Genomic DNA, 21,942 nt, shown 5'->3' with positions numbered 1-21,942 from the left:
CGGGGTGCTCAGGGGATGCCTCACCCGGTCACGAACGTCGTCAGGCTCCGCGCGGGAAGCTGCGCGGTGAACGACCCGTTGGACACGGTGATCCGGCTCTGGGCCGCGAGGTTCCTGCTCCCGTCCGTCAGCCAGGAGGACACCCCGGACGAGGCGTTGTTGACCAGGGTGAACTGCTGACTCACCTGCGAGGTCCCCTTGTTGACGGCCACGATGACCAGCCGGGACCCGCTTCCCTTGTACGCCGAGAGGTAGACGTTGGACTGCGGGTTCGCGGTCACCGCGATCCGCACGTGCCCCGGACGGACGTACTTCGCGAAGTGCGCCATGGCGGCACCGCGCTTGCTGATCTGCCCGTCCTCCCGCATGGGGCCGTAGCCGCGCCGGATGTACCACCACACGTACGCCTGGAACTCGGCGTCCACCATCGCGCGGTGCACGTGCTCGCCGACGTCCAGGGCCTGCGGCCAGAGGTCGGCCGAGTCGCTGCTGTTGGGGTAGTAGACCTCGGTCATCCACAGCTCCTTGCCCGCCCCCTTCTGCTTGAAGAGGGGATAGGGGAAGTTCTGGAACGAGGTGCCGTAGAGGTGCGCCCCGAGGATGTCCATGTTGGCCAGGGCCGCGGGGTCGTTGAGGATCGGGTCCGAGAAGCTCTTGACGTACTGGAAGGACTCCGGAGCGATGACCTTCGTGCTGATCGAGCCGGCGTTCTCCCGCAGGAACCTGGTCATCTCGGCCGGGGTCCACCACGTCCAGTCCTGGGCGTAGTCGGGCTCGTTCTGCACCGAGATGGCGTACAGGTTCACGCCGTTGTTCCGCATGAAGGTGACGAAGTCGTTCAGGTGCTGCGCGTAGGCGCCGTACATGGAGTAGCGCAGTCGTTTCGCATTGGTCTGCGAGCCGTGCACGAAGGTCTCGACCATCTGCGCCGGGGGATTCCACGGGGAGGCGAAGACGGTGGCGCCGAGCTCGACCGCCCGCTTGGCCGTCGCGACCTCGCGGGTCCAGTTCGCGCGGTCCTCCGAGACGAAGATTCTCAGCACGGAGAACCCGAGCTGTCCGTCGCCGTTGCCGAAGGCCGTGTCCCGCTGCGCGGCTGTCAGGTCGCCGATCCACAGCGGGTGGTTCATGCCGCCGAATCCCCGGATCGTCTGCCGGGTCGCCGACGGGTCGACGGTCACCGCGGCCGCCGCGAGGGACGGGGTCCGTGGTGCTGCCACGGCCGGGGTCGTGGTCGCGGCGAGGACCGGGAGCGCGCCCATGGTCGCCAGGACTGCCCGGCGACTGGGGGACTGTGGCCCTGTGCTGCCGGAACCGTTCTGGTGCAACGACATTGCTCCTCCTGCTGACTTGGCTCTGACGGGCTTCTCGTCCGCGCCTCGCTGCGCGACGACACTCTCGTAAGGAGTCGAAAGTTTCGTCGCGTTGTCGTGGAACGGCGCCCCGGCAGGGGACGGAGCAGGGGTTGTCGAGCGGGCAGGGGGCGCGTGGGGGGAGAGGAGAGCGCAGTGTGGCGCGTGGCGGCTCGGTCGGGGGGTGTGGGAGCGCTCCCTCAGGTGCGAATGTTTCGGGCGGCGGACCGATCGTGTGGTGGTGTAGGGACCGTAGGGTCACCCCCCGCAGCCGTCAAGGCTTTGGGGGGCTTCCCTGGCGCGACTACAAGCCAATGCTGTCGATCGGCGTCGCGCGCGGGCCGCTCAGTGGGCCGGGCGGGACGAGGCGGCGGGCTCCCGCGGTTCGGTGCCCTCGGCGCGCAGCGGGTCGTGCTTCGACTTGGGCCCCGGCTTGGGCGTGCCGTCGGCTTCGGTCGTCCTCTTGGGGTGGACCCGGGGTACGACATCCTGCGGGAACGTGAGTTGGTCGTTCATCCAGGTCAGCGCGGCCGGCATCTCCCGCACCCAGGTGGGGAAGTTGTGGCTGCCGCTCTCGGGCAGTATCGACACGACCCGCATCGGTGCCTTGACCGCCTTGATGAAGGCCTGGGTCTGCGGGTAGCCCTTCTCGCCGTGCTTGCTGTTGGCGACCAGCACCGAGACCTGGGGAACGGGCAGGTGCTTCAGGCGCCACATCAGGTCGTGGCCGTCGATGCGGGCCTGTCGGCCCGGGCCGGAGCCGAAGAGGTTCCCGGTCGTGGGGTCGTCCTTGACCCGGTAGTCGGGGGACAGGGCCGCGGCCGTGGTGTAGGCCCCGGGGTTGCGCATGGTGAGCTGGAGGGCGCAGCTGCCGCCCGAGGAGTACCCCATGACGCCCCAGGAACTGGCGTAGTGGCCGGCCCGGTAGGCGGACCTGATCGCCTGCGGCAGGTCCTTGGCGAGGAACGTCTCGGTCTGCGGACCGCCGGGGACGTTCACGCACTCGGTGTCGCGCGGCGGGGCGATCGTGGGCCGGATCATCACCATGATCGTCGGCTGCATCTTGCCCTGGTGCTGGAGTTCCCCTGCGGTCTGCGAGACACGCAGATGCTGCGCGAGGTTGAAGATGCTGCCCGGATAGCCGCTGAGCGCGACGATCACCGGGAAGCGCATGCGGTGGTACGCCGGCTGGAAGTACTGCGGCGGCAGATACACGAACGCCGGATCGACGACGCCGGTGCGACGTCCGATGATCTTGACCGACTCGACCCGCCCGGTGACCGCGGGCGGCCCGTCGGGGAGCCCGCTGACCTGGTTGAGCTGCGAGTCGTGGAAGGGCTGTACGAGGGTGCCGTGGACGTCGCTGATGCCGGTGGCCGCGTCGCCGCCTCCCCCCATCGCCTGCGTGACACCGACGGGGGCGGTGTCGCCGTTGCCGAACAGTTCGTTCCAGGAGCTGAAGAACTGGTACGAGGAGTTCACCCCGCACGCGAACGCCGCGACGATCATGAGCTGCGTCACGCCGATGGCTCCGAGCCGCCCCAGTACATGCCACAGCCCCGGTTTCGCGAAGCGAGGCCACAACCAGACCAGCAACCCGACACACAGGGCGGCCAACGCCACCAACATGTAGACGGTTGTTCGACTGGTCAAACCCATGTCAGTCCCTGACTTTCCTGGCCGTGCAAGGTTCCTATGCACAGAAGGAGGGACAAAACGCGGTCTGCGTTCCCTTGAAGGTGTTCTGTGTGCGTATTGCAGGCAAACATCACCCATCTGGCCGGAACGGTTCGCTGCGCGGCGGAAGAACAGGCGCACGCGGGCGGCGGAAAAAGGGGCACGCGCGCGTGGGGGCGGCGCGGATAGCCTGCGCGGGTGCAGCGGATGAACCGGTTTCAGCGGGCCGCGGGTGCCGTCGTCGGCTCGGCGGTGGGTGACGCCCTGGGCGGCCCCTTTGAGTTCGGTCCCCAGGGCGCGTTCTCCGCGCGGTTTCCCGCGCCCGGTGTCGGCGGGGAGATGTGCGGGGGCGGCGGCTGGGACCCCGGGGAGGCAACGGACGACACGCAGATGGCCGTTCTCGTCGCGGAGTCGCTGCTGGAGCGTGGCGGACTGGACCTGCCGGACGTATTCGCCCGCTTCCAGCGCTGGGCGGCAGCGGAGCCGAAGGACATCGGCCTTCAGACCGAAGCCGTCCTGACCAACGGCATGCCCTGGGACCTCGCCGCCGCGATCCACTTCCAGGTCAGTCAACGAGCGGCGGGCAACGGCTCCTTGATGCGGGCGTCGACCTCCGCGGTCCACTTCGCGGCGGCCGGCCGGGAAGCCACGACGGACGCGGCCCGCCGCATCGCCGCCCTCACCCATGGCGACCGTGCGGCCTGGGAGGGCACCGCGATCTTCCACGAACTCGTCCGCGTCACGCTCGAGGGCACCGATCCGCTCGCCGCGCTCCCGGACATCCTGGCCCTCGTCCACCCCGACCACCGGGCCCGCTACACCGCGGTCCTCGCGCCGGACTGGCACCCCGATGAGGCGACCGAGTTCAACGGTGCCGTCTGGCCCTGCCTGGGCTCCGCCGTCTGGGCCCTGCGCACGACCGCCGGCTTCGAGGATGCGCTGCGTGCCGCGATCGACCTCGGCGGGGACACGGACACCGTCGCCGCGGTGACCGGAGGTCTCGCGGGGGCGTACTACGGGCTGGACGCGATCCCGGCCCGCTGGACGGAGCCGCTCCACGTACCCCTGCCGGGCTTCGACGGGCGGGTGCTGCGCCTTCCGGATCTGCTGCGGCTCGCGCGGGGCCTCGGAGGCTGAGCGGGATGTGCTCCGGCTCGGGCAGCGCCCCTCTCTCGTTGAGGGCGGGGGTGCGTGCTGCCCAGTCCGTCGACGACGGGGCCGTAGCTCTGCTCGTTGATCGCCTGGTGTGTGCCTGGCCCAGGGCGTTGCCGAGGCTGTCTTCAAGCTCGGCATGACCGGTCTTGAGGTGCGACCGATGCAGCTGTAGCTGCTCGACTCCCTGAACGCCGACGCCTGCGGGGCCTTGACCCCGTCACGCGCCGGCGCCGGACGGTGACTGGGCCGGTGCTCGGGACATGGGGGCGCCACCCGCTCCGTCAGGTGTGTCACCGGCTGGTCCGGGCAGGAGGGAGGACGTGCCGTTGAGTAGGGTGAACATGAGGTGAGGGGAGGTTGGGGTGCGAGCGACGCGCACGTTGGCGGCACTCGAAGAGGTCGGCTCCGGTGACCACGTCCTGCAACTGCTGGATCCCGCGGACGACGTGTGGGACCGCAGCAGGGCCTTCGTCTCGGACGGTGAACTCTTCGGCGACAAGGTACTGATCGTCGGGCCGCTCACCCGCACGACCGCGGCCTTCGCCCCGGTCGTGCTCGACCCCGCCCGGCTGAACGGCTCCCTGATCTCCGCGGTGCGGCGCGAGGCCGCGAGCGCGGAGCGTGAGGGATACCGATCGTTGCGTGTCCTGCACCACGTGACGTGCGACGGGCCCCCGGTCGACACGGAGCAGCTGTTGCGCAGCGAGCTCGACCTGGAGGAGTTCGCCGCGGACAGCGGTGCTCTGGTGGTCTGCGCCTATCAGTGCGGTGAGGAGAGCGCGCCGGCGCCCGAGCGGGCGAGATGCGTGCATCCGCAGCACCTGGGCGGCCGTCCGGCGTCACCCGCCTTCCACGTCTACCGGACCGGCAAGGACGGCTGGACCGTGACCGGGGTCGTCGACGCCGAGGGCGCCCACGCTTTCGGCGCCGTCCTTCGCACCCTGCTGTCCCAGGCGGTGACGCTACGCCTGCTGTGCCACGGCCTCGACTTCCTCGACGCCGCCGGAATGAGTTCACTCGCCGACGCGGCCCGCTGCCTGCCGGACCGCAAGGTGGTGCTGGAGGGGACGAACAAGACCGTACGCCTGGCCTGGGAGCTGACCGGCTTCGCAGATCCTTCGATTCCGGTGGTGATGACGCCGTGACCTCCTCCCCTCCCCGTACCGACACTCCGCCCCCCGGTGAGGGATATCGGCACGAGCTGTACCCGTACCGTTCCGGGGAGGAGTTCCTCGAGGGCACCGTGGGCTTCATCCAGGAGGCGCTGGACGGCGGTGAGGCCGTCGTGGTGGCCGTCCCCGAGAGCAAGGCCACCCTGCTGCGCGCCGAGGTCCCCGACGACGGCGCGGTGCGGTACGTCGACACCAGCCCGCTGGCGCACCATCCGGGGCGGCTCATCGGAGCCTGGCAGGAATGGATCAGGGAGTACACGGCGCAGGGGCGGCTCGTTCGCGGGATCGGTGAGTCGCCCTGGGCGGAGGCACGCTCTCCCTCCGAGGTGGAGGAGCTGCGCTATCACGAGTGGCTGCTGAACAGGGCCTTCGCCGACGGCCCGGCCTGGTGGCTGCTGTGCCCGTACGACCTGGCCGGTGAGCAGGCGGCCGTCGAGCAGATGGCGCGCTGCCACCCGGAGATCCGCGCGGACGGCCGCACCACACCCTCCTCCGACTTCGACCCGCAGGCGCCGTTCGACTTCGTCTCGCTGACCCACCCCTGCGACCCCTACGACGAGTTCGCCTACTCGACCGGTGATCTTCCTGCACTACGGGACAAGATCACCGCCTGCGCCGAACAGCTGGGCCTGCACGGTCACCGGCTGCGCGAACTCCATCTGGCCGCCACCGAGGTGGCCGCGAACAGCATCCGTCACGGCGGCGGCCAGGGCGTCCTGCGCACCTGGACCGAGAGTCGGCGTCTGGTGTGCGAGTTCCGGGACGCCGGCTACATCAGCGACCCCTTGGTGGGCCGCTCCAAGCCGCCCCACACACAGATGGGTGGACGGGGACTGTGGCTCGTGCACCAACTGTGCGACCTGGTCGAGATCCGCTCCACTGCGAAGACCGGCACCACGATCCGCCTCCACACCGAACTCCCGCCCGACGGGGCCCACGCGTAGGTGTGTTCTGAGATCCAGCCAATGTGCGGGCTGGGGGCTGCCGGGGGTGGCCGGGCCGGTCCGCCTTCGCATCCTGATCGTTCTCGTCTCCGCGGCCTTCCGCTCTCCTTCGGCGGGAGTGCAGGCGCGCTCACCTTCCTCCGCATGGCTCGCCGTTCCAACAAAACCCGCCAGTAACAAGCAGGACTACGGCGTCAAGATTCAACAAAATCAATCCTTTTCCTTGACGATGGATCAGGTCGGGCCGTCTCATTGCCCTCGCCTCAAGGGAGAGGGAAGAGCATGAGCAAGGAAAGATCCGTTGGCCGGACGACCCGCTCGCGTAGAGGCGTCGCCGCGCTCGTCACCCTGCTCGGCACGCTGGTGGCGCTGCTGCTGCCCACCGTCCAGGCGCAGGCGGCCTCCGTGACGTTCACCCTGGGCGCCACCAGGACCGACCAGAACGGCAACGCGCTCCAACTGCACGGTCTGGGCATCGTCAAGGCCGGCAACACCTGGTACGGCTTCGGCGAGGACAAGACCGGCGAGACCTCGGCCGACACGTCCTTCCAGGACATCCCCTGCTACACCTCGACCGACCTCGCCAACTGGACCTACCAGGGCCAGGCGCTGAGCCGGCAGGACAGCGGCGACCTGGGCCCCAGCCGCGTCGTGGAGCGGCCGAAGGTCATCCACAACGCGTCGACCAGCACGTACGTGATGTACATGCACATCGACAGCGCCAGCTACGGCGACGCGCGGGTCGGCGTGGCCACCAGCAGCACCCCCTGCGGGCCCTACACCTACCAGGGCAGCTTCCGCCCGCTGGGCAACGCAAGCCGTGACATCGGCCTGTTCCAGGACACCGACGGCGCCGGTTACCTGCTGAGCGAGGACCGGAACAACGGTCTGCACATCTACAAGCTCTCCGCCGACTACCTGTCCGTCGACGGCCTGGTGACGACCCTGGGCAGCGGCGGCTCGGCCAACAGCTTCGAGTCGCCCGCCATGGTGAAGGTCAACGGCGTCTACTACCTGCTCGCCTCTCATCTGACCGGCTGGAGCGCCAACGACAACGTCTACACCACCGCCACCTCGCTGAGCGGGACCTGGGCACCGATGCGCAACTTCGCGGCACCCGGCACCCACACGTACGTCACCCAGACGGCCAACATCATCACCGTGCAGGGCAGTGCCGGCACCACCTACATCTACGCCGGCGACCGGTGGAACGCCAACGACCTCGGCAACTCCCAGCTGATCTGGCTGCCGATGACCATCCGCGGCACCACGGTCAACGTCGGCCAGTACCCGAGCTGGTCGCTTGACTCCGGCGCCGGCACCTGGACGCCCGACTCCGGCGTGCCCACCAACGCGGTGCACACCCTCACCAACGCGGGCAGCTCGATGCTCATGGACGTCGCCGGCGGCTCCACGGCCGACGGCGCCAAGGTCATCCAGTGGCAGTCCGACGGAGGCGACAACCAGAGGTGGACGCTGAACCGGGCGGCCGACAACGTCTACACGCTCAAGAGCGTCAAGAGCGGCCTGTGCCTGGACGTCCCGGGCAAGTCCACGGTGGACAACGTCCAGTTGCAGCAGTGGACCTGCAACGGCGGCGCCAACCAGCAGTTCGCCGCGGACCTTGTGGGCAGCCTCACCGGCACCAAGTTCATGCTCGTCAATATCAGCAGCGGGCTGAACATCGGCGTGAACGCCTCCTCGACCACCGCGGGCGCCGCCGTGGTCCAGCTGACCGGAACCGGAGCGGCCAGCCAGCAGTGGAACCTGTCGTAAGGCTCCCCAACCAGCAGTCAGGGCGCACCAGAGAACCGGACGGCCACTTCTCGCGAGCCACGGAAGGCAGGCCCTGCGCAGCCACGTCCGGTCCTCCGGTCCGCCTGACAACTCATGGGCCTACTGGGCCATCTCGTACGCGCCGGACAGTGACTCCACCCGCTGCCAGACCCGCTCGGTGCGTTCGGGGGCTACGACCGGACGCCGGACCGCGCCCAGCGCCCACTCCTGCTGTTGCGGGGTCGCCGAGTCCTTGCCGTGCAGTTCGACGGCGTGGGAGGAGAAGTCCCTGACGAGGACGGCGAAGAGTTCGTCGAGCACGTCTTCGTCGAGACCGGTGAGGCGGCCCTGTTCCAGGACGAGCTGGGCGTGGACGACCAGCGCGAAGAGCTGACCGACGGCGAGGAGGAGGTCGAGGTCGCGGCTCTGCTCCTCGTCGGGGGCCGCGGTGGTGACGAACTCGCAGAGCGCGTCGGCCTGTTCGCGCAGCCGGGCCACGTTCGGCAGGTGCGCGTACGCCTCGAAGGCCGGCCGCCAGTCGTGGAAGCGCACCGAGCCCAGACCGCGGGCCGGCCCCTGCCGGAACAGGAAGGAGTCGTCGGCGGCGTCGAGACGGGTCGGCACCTCGGGGTAGGACGCGGGGGCGAGCAGGTGGCTGCGCATGAACTTCAGGATCAGCGCCAGGTTGACGTGGACGGTGCCCTCCAGCTTCGGCAGACCGCGGATCTCCACCGCCGCCTGGGCGAAGTAATTGTCCTTCTCGAAGCCCTTGGCGGCGATGACGTCCCACATCAGGTCGATGACCTTCTCGCCCTCCGTGGTCACCTTCATCTTGGTCATCGGGTTGAAGAGCAGGTAGCGGCGGTCGTCCGGCCCCGCGCTGCGGAAGTAGTCCACGGCGCGGTCGCTGAACAGCTTCATCCCGACGAGCCTGACGTAGGCGTCGGTCAACTCGCGGCGCACATGCGGGAATGCGGTGACGGGACGGCCGTACAGGACACGGTTGTGGGCGTGGGTGACCGCCTCGTACATCGCGTGCTCGCAGATGCCGATCGAGGCCGTGCACAGGTTGAACTTGCCGACGTTGACGGTGTTGAGCGCGGCGTCGAAGGCGGCCCGGCCGGTGTGCAGGACGTCCTCGGCCCGTACGGGATAGTCCTCCAGGCGGAACTCGCTGACGAACTTGGACGAGTCGACGACGTTCTTGACCAGGTGATACGCCGGGTGGCGGCTGTCGGCGGCGAAGAACACGTAGCCGTCCGGGCCGTCCACATCGGTGCGGCGGCCGAAGACGGAGACGAGACCTGCGGCATTGCCGTTGCCTATGTAGTACTTGGAGCCGGTGGCGCGGAAGCCGCCGTCGCCGTCGGGCTCCAGCAGCATGTCGGTGGAGTAGATGTCGGCGCCGTGCGTCTTCTCGGACAGGCCGAACGCGAACACCTCACCCTGCGTGAGGAGTTGCGCGGCGCGCTCGCGGGCGGCGGCGTTGTCGCTCTGCCAGACCGGGCCGAGGCCGAGGATCGTGACCTGCCAGGCGTACCAGTAGTCCAGGCCGTAGAAGCCGAGGATCTCGTTGAGCGCGGCGATCCGGGCGGTGTCCCACCGCTTGTCCGCCTCGCCTTCGCCGGCGGCGGAGGAGGGGGTCAGGAAGGTGGCGAACAGGTTCTCCTTCGCGGCGAACCCGAGGAAGTCACCGAGCCAGGCGCGCGTGCGGTAGTCCTCGATCAGCTGCCGCTTGCCCCGCTCCTCGAACCAGTCGACGGTGGCCCGCAGCAGGCGGCGCGTCTCGGCATCGAAGTGCGCGGGGTCGTACGTGCGGGGGTTGAAGAGGAGCTGGTCGGCCATGGGGAGGACTCCTAGGGAGATGGGGGACGTCGGATAGAGAGAGAAGTAAGTCTGGGGACCGGGGTGCCGGAGGCGCGGAGCAGCGCAGACGCTCGATGGTCTGCCGTCAGGCGTCAGCGATCACGGTCGGCCGGGGCGAAGCGGGCCAGAGTGGTGAGCACGTCGTCGAGCCAGCCGATCATCATCCGCTCGTAGGCGATACCGCCCCGCAGGACGACGTGCTGGAGCTCTGTCTCCGCGTCGAGCGGTGTGTCCGGCGGTGCGGGTCCCGTCTCGGGCGCGGTGAAGTCGCGCTGTTCACCGGCCAGGTAGTGCGCAAGCCGGTCCCGGTGGGCCTGTCGGTGCCGCTCCACCTCCTGGATCAGGGCGGTGGGGTCGTCGAAGGCGGCACCGCGGATCTTGACCGCCAGGTCGTGGCGAACGCTGTCGGGCTCGATCGGATCGTGCAGCCACGAGGACAGCGCGGCCCGGCCGAGGTCGGCGACGGAGTACTCCTTCTTGTCCGGCCTTCCGTGCTGCGGGACGTCACGGGCGGCGACCCAGCCGTCGTTCTCCATGCGCTTGAGCACGCGGTAGATCTGCTGGTGGGTCGCGGTCCAGAAGTAGCCGATGGACCGCTCGAAACGCCGGGCCAGCTCATAGCCGGACCCGGGCTTCTCCAGGAGCGACACCAGGATCGCGTGTTCGAGCGCCATGCCGACGATCGTGCTATGCAACTCGTTGCATAGCAAGTCCGACCGACGCCGATGCGACACGGCTCACCCCAACCACGCCTGCTTCCCCACACCAACGGCGAAGCGCGGCCGCGTCGGACGGCGGGATCTGAACGATGCGCACATCCGCCCCGTCAGAAGGGGGCCGGGTCGAAGACGGAAGGCCGCAGGTGGCGATGCGCATACGTGAGCGGGCAGGTGGTGATGCGCATGCGTGAGCGGGGAGATATGTCGCCCCGCCGCGCTGTGGCGTCCACCGGCGTGCGGAGTCTGCGCGCGGCCGTGTTCGCGGTGCTCTGCGTGCGGTTGGCGGCCGGTGGGCACGCCCTGGCCACGGGGATGGCCCCGCCGGTGTGGACCCAGATGGCCGGAAGCGTTCCCGTCTTCGTCGTGGGCTTCGCACTGGGTGGGCGGGCGCCGTCGTTCCTCGGTATCGGCGGCGCCACGGTGGCGGCCCAGGGCGGGTTGCATCTCGCCTTCGACGCCCTTCGGCCGCATGCCGCGACAGCCGCGACAGCCGCGCACGCCGGGATGCGGATGGCCCCGCAACACGCGCTGACGGGGCACACACTCACAGGGCACGCACTCACTCCGCACGCCTCCGCCGCCCACGTGTGCGCGGCCGTCGTACTGGCCTGGTCGCTCCGACGCGGTGAGGCCGCGGTGTGGTCCCTGCTGCGGCGGGCGGTCGCCTGCGTGTGCGGGCTCGTCGCCTGGTGGTCCTTGGTCAGGGGCGGGCGGGGCAGGCCGACCGCGCCCGGGACCATACGCCCCGCGGTCGGCGAGGCGTGGTCGCCGCGGCCCGTGCGGCTGCGTCACGCCGTGCACAGGCGAGGGCCGCCGATGCGGATGTCGTACGCCGTCTGACCCGACATCCCATGCGGCACGTACGGAGCTCACTCAGCCATGTCCACCGCACGCACCACCCTGCGCCGCACGGGCGCTGCCACCGCCTTGGCCGCCGTCGGCGTCCTGGCTGCCGCGGGCATCGCCTCCGGGCACGTCACGGTCGAGGACTTCGACGTCGCGTTCGGACAGTTGCCCGACGACACCGGGCAACTCGTCTTCAAGACCGTGCAGACCTACTCCGACGGCAAGACCGTGCGCTGGATCGAGCGGGCCGCCTCCGGCGACGACGAGCCGGAGAACCCGGCGCCGGTCCTCAAGCTCACCGCCAAGGACGCCGACACGGCCGACTCCGTCCCGGTGACCGCGAAGAGTGCGGAGAGCGAGACCCTGTCCGCGTCGAGCAGCGACTCGACGGCCCGGGGAATCGGCGTCGCCGGACTGGTCGTAGGCGTGCTGGGGCTGTCGGCGGCGGTGTTCGCGGTCCTCCGCGGCCGGTCGCCGGGATCGCACCCCCCCCGAAGCGCTGTCGCAGGGTGGGACGACGAGGTGAACAATCGGGTCGTCGGCCTGAGTCCACGACGTCGGCCTCGGACATCAGGATCACCCGGCTCGCCGCCACCGCCCTGCTCCTCCTGCGTCGCTACCAGCAGGCCCTGTCGCCGCGCACGACACAGCCGGCCGTTGCCTGAACACTCAGGTCTGACGGCCGGCCGGGTTCTCAGGGCTCAGCGGACCCTGATGAAGAGGACGTCGTAACTGCTGTTGGTGGAGCGGGACTTGACGTAGACACCGTCGCCGCCGCCGTTGGGGTTGCTCGTGTTGCCCTCGACGGTGGTGAAGGACGAGCCGGACACGGATCGCACGATACCGATGTGCTCGTGGCCGCCGGTGAAGTCGTTCCCGCCGTTCCAGTCGAAGGCCACGATGTCACCCGGCTGCGGGTTGCTGGTCACGGAGAGGTGGTAGTTGCCGGCCCGCGCCTGCTTGACCCAGCCCGATACATACGTGTTGCGGTACGAGGTGGCTCCGGTCTGCTTGGCCACCCAGCTCACGAAGGTCGCGCACCAGGCGTAGCCGCTGGTGGACAGCGAAAGGCCCACGGCCGAACCGTAGCTGTTGGCGCGGGCGCTGCCCTCGGCGGTGCCGACCTCGGCCGCGGCCACGTCGAGCATCTTGGCGTAGCCGCCGCCGGGCGCCGGCGACGACGGCGGGGTGACCGCGCCGTACAGGGCGGCCTTGGTGTTCGGCCCCACCTTGCCGTCGACCGACAGGCCCTTCTCGGACTGGAAGTCCCGCACGGCGCTGCCCGTGAGCGGACCGAAGTCGCCGTCGACGGCGAGATCGGCGCCGTGGTGGTTGAGCAGGCTCTGCAACTCCGTGACACAACCGCTGCGTTGGCCCTGCACGATCTCGTTCGGGCAGGAGGAGGAGTTCAGGTTGACCGGCGCGGGGGCCCCGCTGCCGCCGCCACCGCCGATGTTCGAGTACAGCGCGGCCTTGGTGTTCGGGCCGACCTCACCGTCGGCGGACAGACCGCTCGCGGACTGGAACGCCTTGACGGCCGCCAGGGTCTGCGGGCCGAAGCTGCCGTCGACGTCGAGGCTGTGCCCCTTGCCGTTCAGCAGGGACTGCAACGTGGCGACGCAACCGCCGCTCTGCCCCTCCACGATGTTCGCCGGGCAGGACGCCGACCTCAGGTCCAGGCCCGTCGACGGCGACTCGTCGGTGTCGTACAGCTCGCGCTTGGTGTTGGTGCCGACCTGGCCGTCGACCGTGAGGCCGTGGGCGGACTGGAAGCTGCGCACGGCACTCGCGGTGCCGGAGCCGAAGTCCCCGTCCACGTCGATCGAGTAGCCGTGGTGGATGAGCAGCCGCTGGAGCTCGGTGACGCATCCGCTCTTGGCGCCCTGCACGAGGTTCGCGGGGCAGGAGGAGGAGTTGAGGTTGATGGGGGCGGGGGCCGAGCCGCCGGTCGCGTACAGCTTGCTCTTGGTCGCGGGGCCCACCCGCCCGTCCACGGCGATCGCGGTGGCGGCCTGGTACTCACGGACCGCGTAGAGCGTCGCGGATCCGAACTGTCCGTCCACCTGGAGACCGGCGCCGTGCGTGTTGAGCAGGTTCTGCAACTCCGTGACACAGCCGCTCGTCTGGCCCTGCACGATCTCGGCGGGACAGGACGCGGACGTCAGCCTGACCGGGGCCGGCGCCGCGGACGCCGGACCGGCCCCGAGCACGATGCCGGCCGAGACCATGGCCGCGGTGGCGGCGAAGGTCCCGATACGGATCCGCCAGGGTGTGCCGGGGCGGAGCTGGTCCCGGTGCGAGGAGTTCGCGTCTTCTGCGCGAGCGAGGGTGCCGAGTCTTCCCATGGTGGCTGGGTTCTCCTTCGGTTGGGGGAGGGCTGGAGAGCGCTGTGGTGCAAAGGTGGAGGGGGAGCGGGGGTGGCCGCCACGGTCAGGTCGCAGATGACGCACTTCTGGGACGGGCACCCCGCTGACCTGCGGTGACACCGTCCGGCGGGACGATGATGTGGGACGCCTGTGACAGATGTGACGCGCTCATGCAGAATGCGCAGCAGCGGTGGGGGCCGCTGTTCGAGCGTCTGACCACGCTGACGACCGCTTTGGGGGAAACATGCCGCTCTCCAAGCCGCTGCCCGCGGAACTCGATCCCAGCGCACGGCAGTTGGTGACCGACCTGCGCCGGCTCAGGGACCACAGTGAGCTGACGATGCGGCAGCTCGCGACCAAGACGGGGTACAGCGCCAAGTCGTGGGAGCGATATCTTGGTGGGACGTCGCTGCCGCCACGGGCGGCGGTGGAGGCGCTGGCCCGGATCACGGCCACGGATCCCGTACCCCTGCTCGCGTTGCGCGAGATCGCCGTCGGGACGTGGGGGAGCCGGCGGGCGCGGGCATGGGTGCGGCGCGGACAGGTCGGGGTCGAACAAGCCGGTCCGACGCAGGAGGAGCGAAGCGCACCGGAACCGCGAGCACCCGCGCGCTTCCCGCACCTCGCCCTCACGGCGGGCGTCGCCGCTCTGGCCGTAGCCCTCCTTTCGGCGCTGCTACTCGTGCTGCGCCTCGACGACGACGCCACCCCGGCCGTCATCACAGCCGCACCCCGCAGCGCGGCGCCCTCCCCGCCGACCTCCTACACCTGCCACATCACCCGGATTCAGGGACGCTGGTCGGCCGGCATCAACAAGGGCCGCAACACGGAGATCGGCTACGGCGACTCCGGCGCCGACGTCGCAGAAGCGCAGTGTCTGCTGCGCCGGGCGGGCATCTCACCCGGCGGGATCGACGGCATGTTCGGCCCGCTGACCCTGCGGGCGGCCAAGACGTTCCAGCAGCGTGAGGGTCTGACCGTCGACGGCATGCTGGGGCCGCACTCCTGGAAGGCGCTGCGGGGATGACACCCAGCGCCCCCTCACCGCCGGGCGCCCGACTCGCCGCCGTCATGCAGGAGTTGCGGCAACGCACCGGGCTGAGCCTCACCCAGCTCGCGGCCGCCACGACCTACAGCAGGTCGTCCTGGGAGCGCTATCTCAACGGCAAGAGTCTGCCGCCGCGCAGCGCGGTCAAGGAACTGTGCCATCTCGCCGACGAGCCCGCGGACCACGCGTTGGCGCTGCTGGACATCGCCCGTATGCAGCGGACGGACGGCAGCACGCCGACGGAGGGGACGTCACCCGGCGAGGCTTTGGCGCCAACGACCCCGATCACGGTCTCGGCCACGCGCACGCCTGCTCGCACCGGGATGGCCGGCAGGCTCCGCCGGGCGGACGTCGTCACCGCCCTCGCTTCCACCTGCGCCGTCGTCATCGGCGCGCTCGTACTCATCAACCTTCCTTCACTGCACCGCAGAGCGGCACCGCCGTCCTCGCCGCCCGCTACGGCGACCGGGGCGCTTTGCAGCCGTTCGACCTGTCAGGACAAGGACCCGCTCACGTCGAGATGCGGCGCCGATCCGCTGACCCTCGCCGAGCACGAGACCGCCACGGGCGCCTGGATCCAGATCCGCTACAGCCGTCCGTGCGGGACGAGTTGGGCCCGCATGTGGGGCGCCGCCGTGGGCGACCGCGTCGAGATCACGACGAGTGGCAGCCACGGCTCCCACCACAACGCGCGGGTCACCACCCCGAGACAGGCGGACACGTACGTCCACACCCTCATGAGCCCGATCAGCCCCGGAACCACCGTGCGGGCCTGCTTCAGCCCGGCGGCGGACAACGGAAAGGAGTGCGTCACGGCCCGCTACGGGGACTAGACCGCAGCCCCGTCAGTGCCCCGTCAGTCGACGCTGTCGGTACTCACAGTGGCAGCCCGGCTCCCCGCCGGCAGAAGTTCAGGCCCGCTGTCGTTCCTCTCGCCGGCGGACCAGTTCTTCCACCGCGCTCGGCAGGGTCGTCTCGAAGTCGATCAGTTTTGCCCAGGTCGGGGTGACGACGATGCGGACCATGCCGTCGTGGTAGAGGGAACGTACCTCCGCCTCCCACTCGACCCGTTGCTCGGCGGTCATCTCGTAGCTGCTGGTCGGCTGGAGGTATTCGTCCGGGATGCCGTCCACGAAGTCCAGCTCGGCCCGGCCCCGGATGAGCAGGATCCTGGGCGGGTGCACCTCGGTGTCGATCGTCAGGGCGACCGCCGGGTTCTCGCGCAGGGCCGCGAGCTTCGGGGCGTTCTTCGTGGTGCACATCACGATCTCAGAGCCGTTCCAGGTGAAGGCGATCGGGACGTTGCGGGGCGTGCCGTCCTTGGCGACGTAGGCCAGGCGGGTCACGTCGCGGGCCAGCAGCTCCTGGCTGATGAGCCGGTTCAGGACCTCGGTGATCGCGTTCGCTTCCATGGTCGTTCCTCTCGCTCGTCGCCGTTGCTGTACCGGGGACGGACCCGCACCCACGTTCTCGACACCAGGACGACAACGATTTCCCGGGGACGGCACATGTCACAGTTCGTCCGGGCTCCAGCTCGGTCGGCGCCGCGGGGGACCGGCGAGGATCAGCTGCTCGATGGCGGCGTAGCGCTCGCGGGCGCGGCGGGCGCTGCGGCGGCCGCTCAGGACCGTGCACAGCCAGCCGCAGGCGAAGCCCACGGGCACCGAGACCAGGGCCGTCGTGGTGAAGGGGAACCAGTTCAGGTCGGCCTCCGGGAAGGCCGACGTGGGGGTCCCGGAGACGAGCCGGGTTCCCGACATCAGGACCAGGACGGCGAGCGAGCCGCCGATCAGTGTGCCGAGGAGTCCGGCCTTGCTGAAGCGCCGCCAGAACAGCGAGTAGACGAGCGCGGGGGCGATGGCGGAGGCACCCATGCAGAACGAGAGCGTGGCCAGCGGCTGGACGCTGCGGTGCTGGGCGAGCGTGGCCAGCAGCAGCACGGGTACGCCGACGATCAGCGCGCAGACCCGCGCGAGGGTCATCTCCCGCAGCGGAGACATGCCCCTGTTCCGGGACGCGATGACGTCGTGGGCCAGGGAGTTGGCGCAGGCGAGCGTCATCCCGGCGACGGACGCCAGCAGGGTCAGGAAGATCGCCGTGGTCACGGTGCTGAACACCAGGCTCTCGACGCGGGACACGTCGGCCCCGAACGCGGCGCGCGCGCCCAGCAGATAGGCGGTGCTGCCGTGCGGGTCGGCGGCCGTGATCCGCTCGCGACCGACCAGTGCCGTGGCGCCGAGCCCGACGACGGTGATGATCAGCATGAACAGGGCGACCGAGGACACCGCCCAGGACATCGTGCGCCGCACCTGACGGGCGTTGCCCGCGGTGAACATCCGCATGGTGACGTGCGGCAGACAGGCCCCGCCGAGCACGATCGCGACCTGAGTGCTGATCATGTCCAGTCCGGGATGCGGTCCGTCCGAGAACTGGAGGCCGTACTGGAGGTACGCCTGACCGGTGCCGCTGCGCTGCGCCGCGGTGTCGACCATCGCGCCCGGGTGCCAGCCGAACGTGGCGAGCACGAGCACGGCGACCACGAGGCCCGAGCCGAGGAGGATCACCGTCTTGATGATCTGGATCAGCGCGGTCCCCCGCATCCCGCCCAGGGCTGCGTAACTGATCATCAGGATGCCCGCGCCGACGATGCAGCCGGTCTGCATGGCCCGGTCGGAGAAGCCCAGGATGAATGCCAACAGCTGTCCCACGCCCGCCAGTTGCACGATCATCATCGGGATCAGCGACAGCAGGGTCACCACGCACGCGGTGATGCGCGCGGCCCGCCCCGGGACGCGGCGGCTGAGCGCGTCCCCCATGGTGAACCGGCCGGTGTTGTGCAGGGGTTCGGCCAGCAGGAACATCAGCAGGAGCAGGGACAGCAGCGTGCTCAGGGCCAGCACCACCCCGTCGAAACCGCACAGGGCGATGACCCCGCCGATGGTGAGCACGGTCGCCGCCGAGATGTAGTCGCCGGCGACCGCCAGGCCGTTGCGCAGCGGGGAGAGCGTCTTGTAGCCGGTGTAGAACTCCTCCAGGTCGTCGCGGTCGGGGCCGGTCAGTACGCACAGCAGGAGGGTGAGGGTGACGATGCTACAGAAGGCGACCAGGGACAACGTCTGCGCGGAGCCGCCGAGGTCGGTCATGTCCGGGGCCGTCCGTCCCCGTCGGCCGGACGGCCGTACCGGCTGACCCTGCGGGCCAGGGGGTCGACGAACCGCCTTGCCGAGTACTCGAAGAGCAGGACGGCCAGCCAGGTGACGGGGATCTGCACCACGGCGAGCAGCAGGCCGGTGGGCAGTCCGCCGGGGGCGGGGCGGGACATGAGGGCGGGGGCCTTGACGGTCAGCGTGAGGAAGACGGCGAAGTAGCCGAGGGCGACGAGGGTCGCCACGCGCCGCTGCCAGCGGCAGGCGCGGCGCAGGACCCGCAGCGCGCGGTGGTAGCTGGACCACGAACGCGGACGGGCCCCGCTGCCCGGGCGCGCCGCGACCGCCGGAGGTGACGGTGGCCTGAGCGCGGTGGGGGAGGGGACCCGCCCGTCGTGCCGGTGCGGCAGGGCTAATTCCGAGCGGTCGTAGGACATCCCAAAACTCCTAGCGCGGTGGGCCCGGAAGTCACGGACCCCAAGAAGGCGGGGGGAGGCGGAGCGGTTCGGGTCATCGCACGTTATGCGGGTGGCCGGGGGCCGGATGGGTGTTCCGTTGAACTTTCCGAGGACGGCCCGGCGGGGGAGCCGACCGTCTCCGGTGCCCGTGGTGAGGGTGTGGCGCGAGTGCACCAAGGGTTGCCTGTGGTGCCGTTGACCCGGGATCGGTCGTTCGTACGTCGTACACCAGTCCCGGTGGTCATGACTGCTCTGCGGGAAGCGGACCGGGCGTTGGGGTGAGGGGCCGTACGTCGGATGCGGCAGCGATGTGCCGTGCAATGTGGGGGTGGTACTGCTGGCATATGCCGTCCGCCTATCGAGCTGTCCGCGCGTGCCCGGTGCACGCCTGCGGGGAAGCGGGGCGCCGCACTTGCCCCAGGGCTATCGATGAAGGGCGAAGCACGCCAGCCGGTCGAGGTCGACGGCCTTCACGTCGGACCAGCCGGAGATGAGGAGTTCGACGTCGGCCGCGGTGATGCCGAGGCTCTTGCGGGGATCGTCGTCCGCCCGCCGATCGGCGAGACGGGTGACCACCCGGGAGCGCGTCTCCTCGCGGACACCGGTGAGGTAACTGCCCCCGGTCGGGGCGGCGCTCGCCGTGCTCTGCGTGGCTGCGGCGGCGACACCGCCGAGCGCGACGCCGGCACCGGTCGTGAGCAGCCGACACCTGCTGAAGTTGCTGCGCATGGTGGGGGCTTCCTCGTGGTACCGCCGCCACGTTCGGTGTGCGGCCGCGGAACCAGAGTGCCGACCGACAGCGCCGTTCCGCGTCGTCCATAGGCTGTGCTGGGATTCAACCCTTCGGTTGAACGCACGCCCCCTGAAAGGGAATTGGAGTGCCGTGAGCCTCCCGGCGGCCGTCGCCCTGCCGTGGCCGGGGAGCCTCGTCGCCGACTCAGACGCCGACGGCTGCGGGGTCGGCGGTCCGGGGGCCGTGCCAGTCCAGGCACAGGACGGTCGCGTCGTCGAGTACGTGGCCGTCGCAGGCGTCGGTGACCGCGTCGACGAGAGTGCGCACCACCTCCCGCGGATGCTCGGCCGCGGTGTCGTGCAGGAGGTCCGGCAGGTCCACCTTCTGCGCCTGCCGCTCCACCATGCCGTCGGTGTAGAGGATGAGGCGGTCGCCGGGACGCAGATCGATGTCCTGCACCCGGTACGCGCCCTGTCCGACGACGCCGAAGGGCAGGTTCACGGCCAGGGACAGCTCGCTGACCTCGCCTCCGCGCAGCCGGAGCGGCCAGGGGTGACCGGCGTTGACGAGCTGGGCCGTGCCGTCGTCCAGAGCGATGCGCAGCAGCTGGCCGGTGGCGAAGGTGCGTCTTCCGTGGTCGAGGAGGGCCTGGTGGGTGGAGCGGGCCTGCTCGGCGAGGTCCGCCCCGGCACGCCGTGCATTGCGGGAGGCGTTGATCAGGAGGGTGGCCATGAGGGCCGCGTCGACGTCGTGCCCCATGGCGTCGGTGACGGACAGGTGCAGGGTGTCCCGGTCGAGCGAGTAGTCGTAGGTGTCACCGGCGATGTCCGCGGCCGGGACGAGAGCGCCCGCCAGGGCGAACTGGGGAGCCTCGCAGGAGGCGGCCGACGGCAGGAGCTGGCGTTGGATCTCGGCGGCGAGGCTGACCGGTGTGGTGCGGTTGCCCCAGTGGTAGAGGTCGGTGAAACGGCGGTCGGTGACGATGATGTACGCCAGCGCGTGCGCGGCCTCCTCCACCTGCGCCAGGACGTCCTCGTCGGTGTGGGTGAGCACGAGCTCCAGGATGCCGATGGTGTCGCCACGGTTCGAGACGGGCGCGAGCACGCTCACACCCTCCCCGGCCTTGGGAACGCGCACGACCTTCTGGGTGCGCAGGACCTCCTCGTACGCACCGTCACCGATGAGCGAGACCTGTTCGGCGTGCCGCTCTTGCGGCGCGCCGGCCTCTTCGCTGACCCGGAGCAGGCGTTGGCCCACCATGTCGACGAACAGGAAGGACGCGTACCGGGCACCGAACCGATCGCGCAGATTGCGTGCCACGACATCGAGAGAGCTGACCGGCGCGGCATCCTCAGCCGCCGCCAGCACCTCAGCCAGTCCGATCCGATCGCCCACCATGCCATCCTCCCTGGGTCACGATGTCGTTTTCCCAGTCAGGCGCCGCACACATCATTTCTGTGACGGAAACCTCTCGGGACAGCTGCCGCCGAGGACGTGCGCGGTGGTCGTTCCGGCGGGGGAGTGGCGACGATGACCTGGGGCTTTGGGTCGGAACGCGCGCGCGAGCGGACGGCCGCGACCCCATTGACGCGTCGCGTCGCCCAGGAGCGCGGTCACGGACGCGCGGCAGGCGTACCGTCGGCACCCCGGTCCGTCTCGTCCTTGCGCCACGGGCCGACGCCGAGCCGGCCGGTCGTGCCGAGATCGAGCTCGGGTACGACCGTCACCGGAGCGTCAGCGGGCCCGGCCCACACCCGGACGTACGGCGCGTTCACCGCTTCGCCGGCCTGGGTGGTGTTGCGCCAGGCCAGGTCCGCCACCGCTGCCTCACCTGGTCCCAGCACCACGTCCTCGGGGCTGCCGTCCCCGCCGAGTCCGGTGCTGATCCGGTCGGTCCCCTCCAGGATCCGTACGCTGTCCACGGTCTTGTGGTCCTCGTCCTGGAGTTCGAGCTTCGGATAGCCGTCGAGCCGGTACGGAAGCGTGCCGCAGTTGACCAGATGCAGGCCGACGACCCGCAGCCCCATGGCCGCGTCCCCCTCGTCGGCGTAGACGTGCACGCCCGACTTCGGACACATTCCCGAGGCGGAGGACGCCTCGGCTTCGGGGACGCTGCGTACCTTGGTCACCTCCACGCCCGTCACCGCGGGCGAGTTGCCGGGTGTCTCGTTCATGGTGACGGTTCCCTTCACCGTCCGGCCCGGCCCGACCGCCTCGACGGTCCGCTCACCCTGGTCGACCGCACCGCCGCTCGCCGACAGGAACCCGAAGGTCAGGGTGTAAGTGGCCGCTTCTGTCAGCTGGTTGGTGAGTTCGAAGTCGGCGCTGTAGTCGACCCCCGCGCAGCCGCTCTCCGGGCCCCAGGAGTGCAACGCGGTGATTGTGACGCCGTTCTCGGTCGCACCCCCGGCGGAGGGCAGGGGCAACGCGGACGGCCGGCCGGAGGTGCGGGGAGACGGTTCGGAGGGATGGGTGTCGCCGTACGCCGAGTCGTCCGTCGGGCACAACACCTCGGTCTGCACGGGGGCTTCGCCGTTGCCACCGCCCGGCGGGGCACCCTCGGTGCCACAGGCGGCGAGCAGCAGGGCCGCGGCGAGGACAGCTGCTGAGGTGCGGGAGAGGGTCGGCATCCGTCCACCTCACCAGCAGCTCCTCGGGTGAGCTGTGGCGGAACCCACACCTCC

General features: G+C 70.1%; 19 protein-coding genes. 8 read left to right on the top strand and 11 right to left on the bottom strand.

All coding sequences use genetic code 11. The annotated features are described in order from the left end of the window. Window positions 1-20 precede the first annotated feature (20 nt). A complete protein-coding gene (locus IF54_RS0130990; RefSeq protein ID WP_030324768.1) occupies window positions 21-1,334 on the bottom strand; it encodes a glycoside hydrolase family 30 beta sandwich domain-containing protein in 1,314 nt (437 codons plus the stop codon). Window positions 1,335-1,697: 363 nt separating this feature from the next. Continuing rightward, on the bottom strand, window positions 1,698-3,011 hold the full coding sequence (locus tag IF54_RS0130985; protein ID WP_030324765.1) for an alpha/beta hydrolase: 1,314 nt from the start codon (window positions 3,009-3,011) through the stop codon (window positions 1,698-1,700). 225 nt (window positions 3,012-3,236) lie between these two features. On the opposite strand from IF54_RS0130985, the gene IF54_RS0130980 reads away from it, so the two are divergent. The 4 genes from IF54_RS0130980 (at window position 3,237) to IF54_RS0130960 (ending at window position 8,076) form a co-directional block, all read left to right on the top strand. Then, a complete protein-coding gene (locus tag IF54_RS0130980) occupies window positions 3,237-4,166 on the top strand; it encodes an ADP-ribosylglycohydrolase family protein (protein WP_030324764.1) in 930 nt (309 codons plus the stop codon). Window positions 4,167-4,546: 380 nt separating this feature from the next. Then, window positions 4,547-5,329 (top strand): MEDS domain-containing protein, encoded by a 783-nt coding sequence (locus IF54_RS0130970; RefSeq protein ID WP_030324763.1) that lies wholly within the window; start codon window positions 4,547-4,549, stop codon window positions 5,327-5,329. After that, on the top strand, window positions 5,326-6,300 hold the full coding sequence (locus tag IF54_RS0130965; protein WP_030324762.1) for a sensor histidine kinase: 975 nt from the start codon (window positions 5,326-5,328) through the stop codon (window positions 6,298-6,300). The genes IF54_RS0130970 and IF54_RS0130965 overlap by 4 nt, the downstream gene beginning before the upstream one ends. A gap of 282 nt (window positions 6,301-6,582) precedes the next feature. Continuing rightward, entirely contained in the window at window positions 6,583-8,076 is a 1,494-nt protein-coding gene (locus IF54_RS0130960; RefSeq protein WP_030324761.1) for an RICIN domain-containing protein, read from the top strand. Between the two features lie 120 nt (window positions 8,077-8,196). On the opposite strand, the gene IF54_RS0130955 is transcribed toward IF54_RS0130960, so the two are convergent. Together IF54_RS0130955 and IF54_RS0130950 are read right to left on the bottom strand one after the other, a co-directional pair. Next, the gene (locus IF54_RS0130955; protein ID WP_030324760.1) at window positions 8,197-9,921 is read right to left on the bottom strand and encodes an acyl-CoA dehydrogenase family protein; all 1,725 of its coding nucleotides are present in this window, start codon (window positions 9,919-9,921) and stop codon (window positions 8,197-8,199) included. Window positions 9,922-10,034: 113 nt separating this feature from the next. Continuing rightward, the gene (locus tag IF54_RS0130950; protein WP_030324759.1) at window positions 10,035-10,616 is read right to left on the bottom strand and encodes a PadR family transcriptional regulator; all 582 of its coding nucleotides are present in this window, start codon (window positions 10,614-10,616) and stop codon (window positions 10,035-10,037) included. Between the two features lie 246 nt (window positions 10,617-10,862). Between IF54_RS0130950 and IF54_RS0130945 the strand changes: the two genes are divergently transcribed. Both IF54_RS0130945 and IF54_RS44235 read left to right on the top strand, forming a co-directional pair. Next, window positions 10,863-11,501 carry a hypothetical protein gene (locus IF54_RS0130945; RefSeq protein WP_030324757.1) on the top strand — a complete coding sequence of 213 codons (639 nt, stop codon included), beginning with the start codon at window positions 10,863-10,865 and terminating at the stop codon, window positions 11,499-11,501. A 39-nt stretch (window positions 11,502-11,540) separates the two neighbouring features. Further along, a complete protein-coding gene (locus tag IF54_RS44235) occupies window positions 11,541-12,239 on the top strand; it encodes a DUF1775 domain-containing protein (protein ID WP_063754985.1) in 699 nt (232 codons plus the stop codon). Here IF54_RS44235 and IF54_RS0130935 read toward each other — a convergent pair. Beyond that, complete coding sequence (locus tag IF54_RS0130935) at window positions 12,209-13,852, bottom strand: peptidoglycan-binding protein (RefSeq protein ID WP_030324753.1); 1,644 nt, start codon at window positions 13,850-13,852, stop codon at window positions 12,209-12,211. The genes IF54_RS44235 and IF54_RS0130935 overlap by 31 nt on opposite strands. A 265-nt stretch (window positions 13,853-14,117) precedes the next feature. Here IF54_RS0130935 and IF54_RS0130930 point away from each other — a divergent pair, with 265 nt between their 5' ends. Beyond that, window positions 14,118-14,900 (top strand): peptidoglycan-binding protein, encoded by a 783-nt coding sequence (locus tag IF54_RS0130930; protein ID WP_030324752.1) that lies wholly within the window; start codon window positions 14,118-14,120, stop codon window positions 14,898-14,900. Then, entirely contained in the window at window positions 14,897-15,754 is an 858-nt protein-coding gene (locus IF54_RS0130925) for a helix-turn-helix domain-containing protein (RefSeq protein ID WP_030324750.1), read from the top strand. The genes IF54_RS0130930 and IF54_RS0130925 overlap by 4 nt, the downstream gene beginning before the upstream one ends. A 78-nt stretch (window positions 15,755-15,832) precedes the next feature. Here IF54_RS0130925 and IF54_RS0130920 read toward each other — a convergent pair whose 3' ends face one another. The 6 genes from IF54_RS0130920 to IF54_RS0130895 all read right to left on the bottom strand — a co-directional run bounded on the left by IF54_RS0130920 (window position 15,833) and on the right by IF54_RS0130895 (window position 21,888). Continuing rightward, window positions 15,833-16,333: a pyridoxamine 5'-phosphate oxidase family protein gene (locus tag IF54_RS0130920; RefSeq protein WP_030324748.1), complete on the bottom strand. Its 501-nt coding sequence runs from the start codon at window positions 16,331-16,333 to the stop codon at window positions 15,833-15,835. Window positions 16,334-16,432: 99 nt separating this feature from the next. After that, on the bottom strand, window positions 16,433-18,064 hold the full coding sequence (locus IF54_RS0130915) for a cation acetate symporter (RefSeq protein ID WP_030324746.1): 1,632 nt from the start codon (window positions 18,062-18,064) through the stop codon (window positions 16,433-16,435). Further along, a complete protein-coding gene (locus IF54_RS0130910) occupies window positions 18,061-18,504 on the bottom strand; it encodes a DUF485 domain-containing protein (protein WP_030324745.1) in 444 nt (147 codons plus the stop codon). The genes IF54_RS0130915 and IF54_RS0130910 overlap by 4 nt, the downstream gene beginning before the upstream one ends. 444 nt (window positions 18,505-18,948) lie before the next feature. Beyond that, entirely contained in the window at window positions 18,949-19,254 is a 306-nt protein-coding gene (locus IF54_RS43110; protein ID WP_030324744.1) for a hypothetical protein, read from the bottom strand. Window positions 19,255-19,462: 208 nt separating this feature from the next. Next, window positions 19,463-20,656: a PP2C family protein-serine/threonine phosphatase gene (locus IF54_RS0130900; protein WP_030324743.1), complete on the bottom strand. Its 1,194-nt coding sequence runs from the start codon at window positions 20,654-20,656 to the stop codon at window positions 19,463-19,465. 215 nt (window positions 20,657-20,871) lie between these two features. Further along, window positions 20,872-21,888, bottom strand: a complete 1,017-nt coding sequence (locus IF54_RS0130895; RefSeq protein ID WP_030324741.1) for a DUF4232 domain-containing protein — start codon at window positions 21,886-21,888, stop codon at window positions 20,872-20,874. Window positions 21,889-21,942: the final 54 nt, after the last annotated feature.

This window comes from Streptomyces sp. NRRL B-3229 (assembly GCF_000719505.1).
Lineage (GTDB): Bacteria > Actinomycetota > Actinomycetes > Streptomycetales > Streptomycetaceae > Streptomyces > Streptomyces griseorubiginosus.
This window is presented reverse-complemented; position numbering and strand designations above follow the sequence as displayed.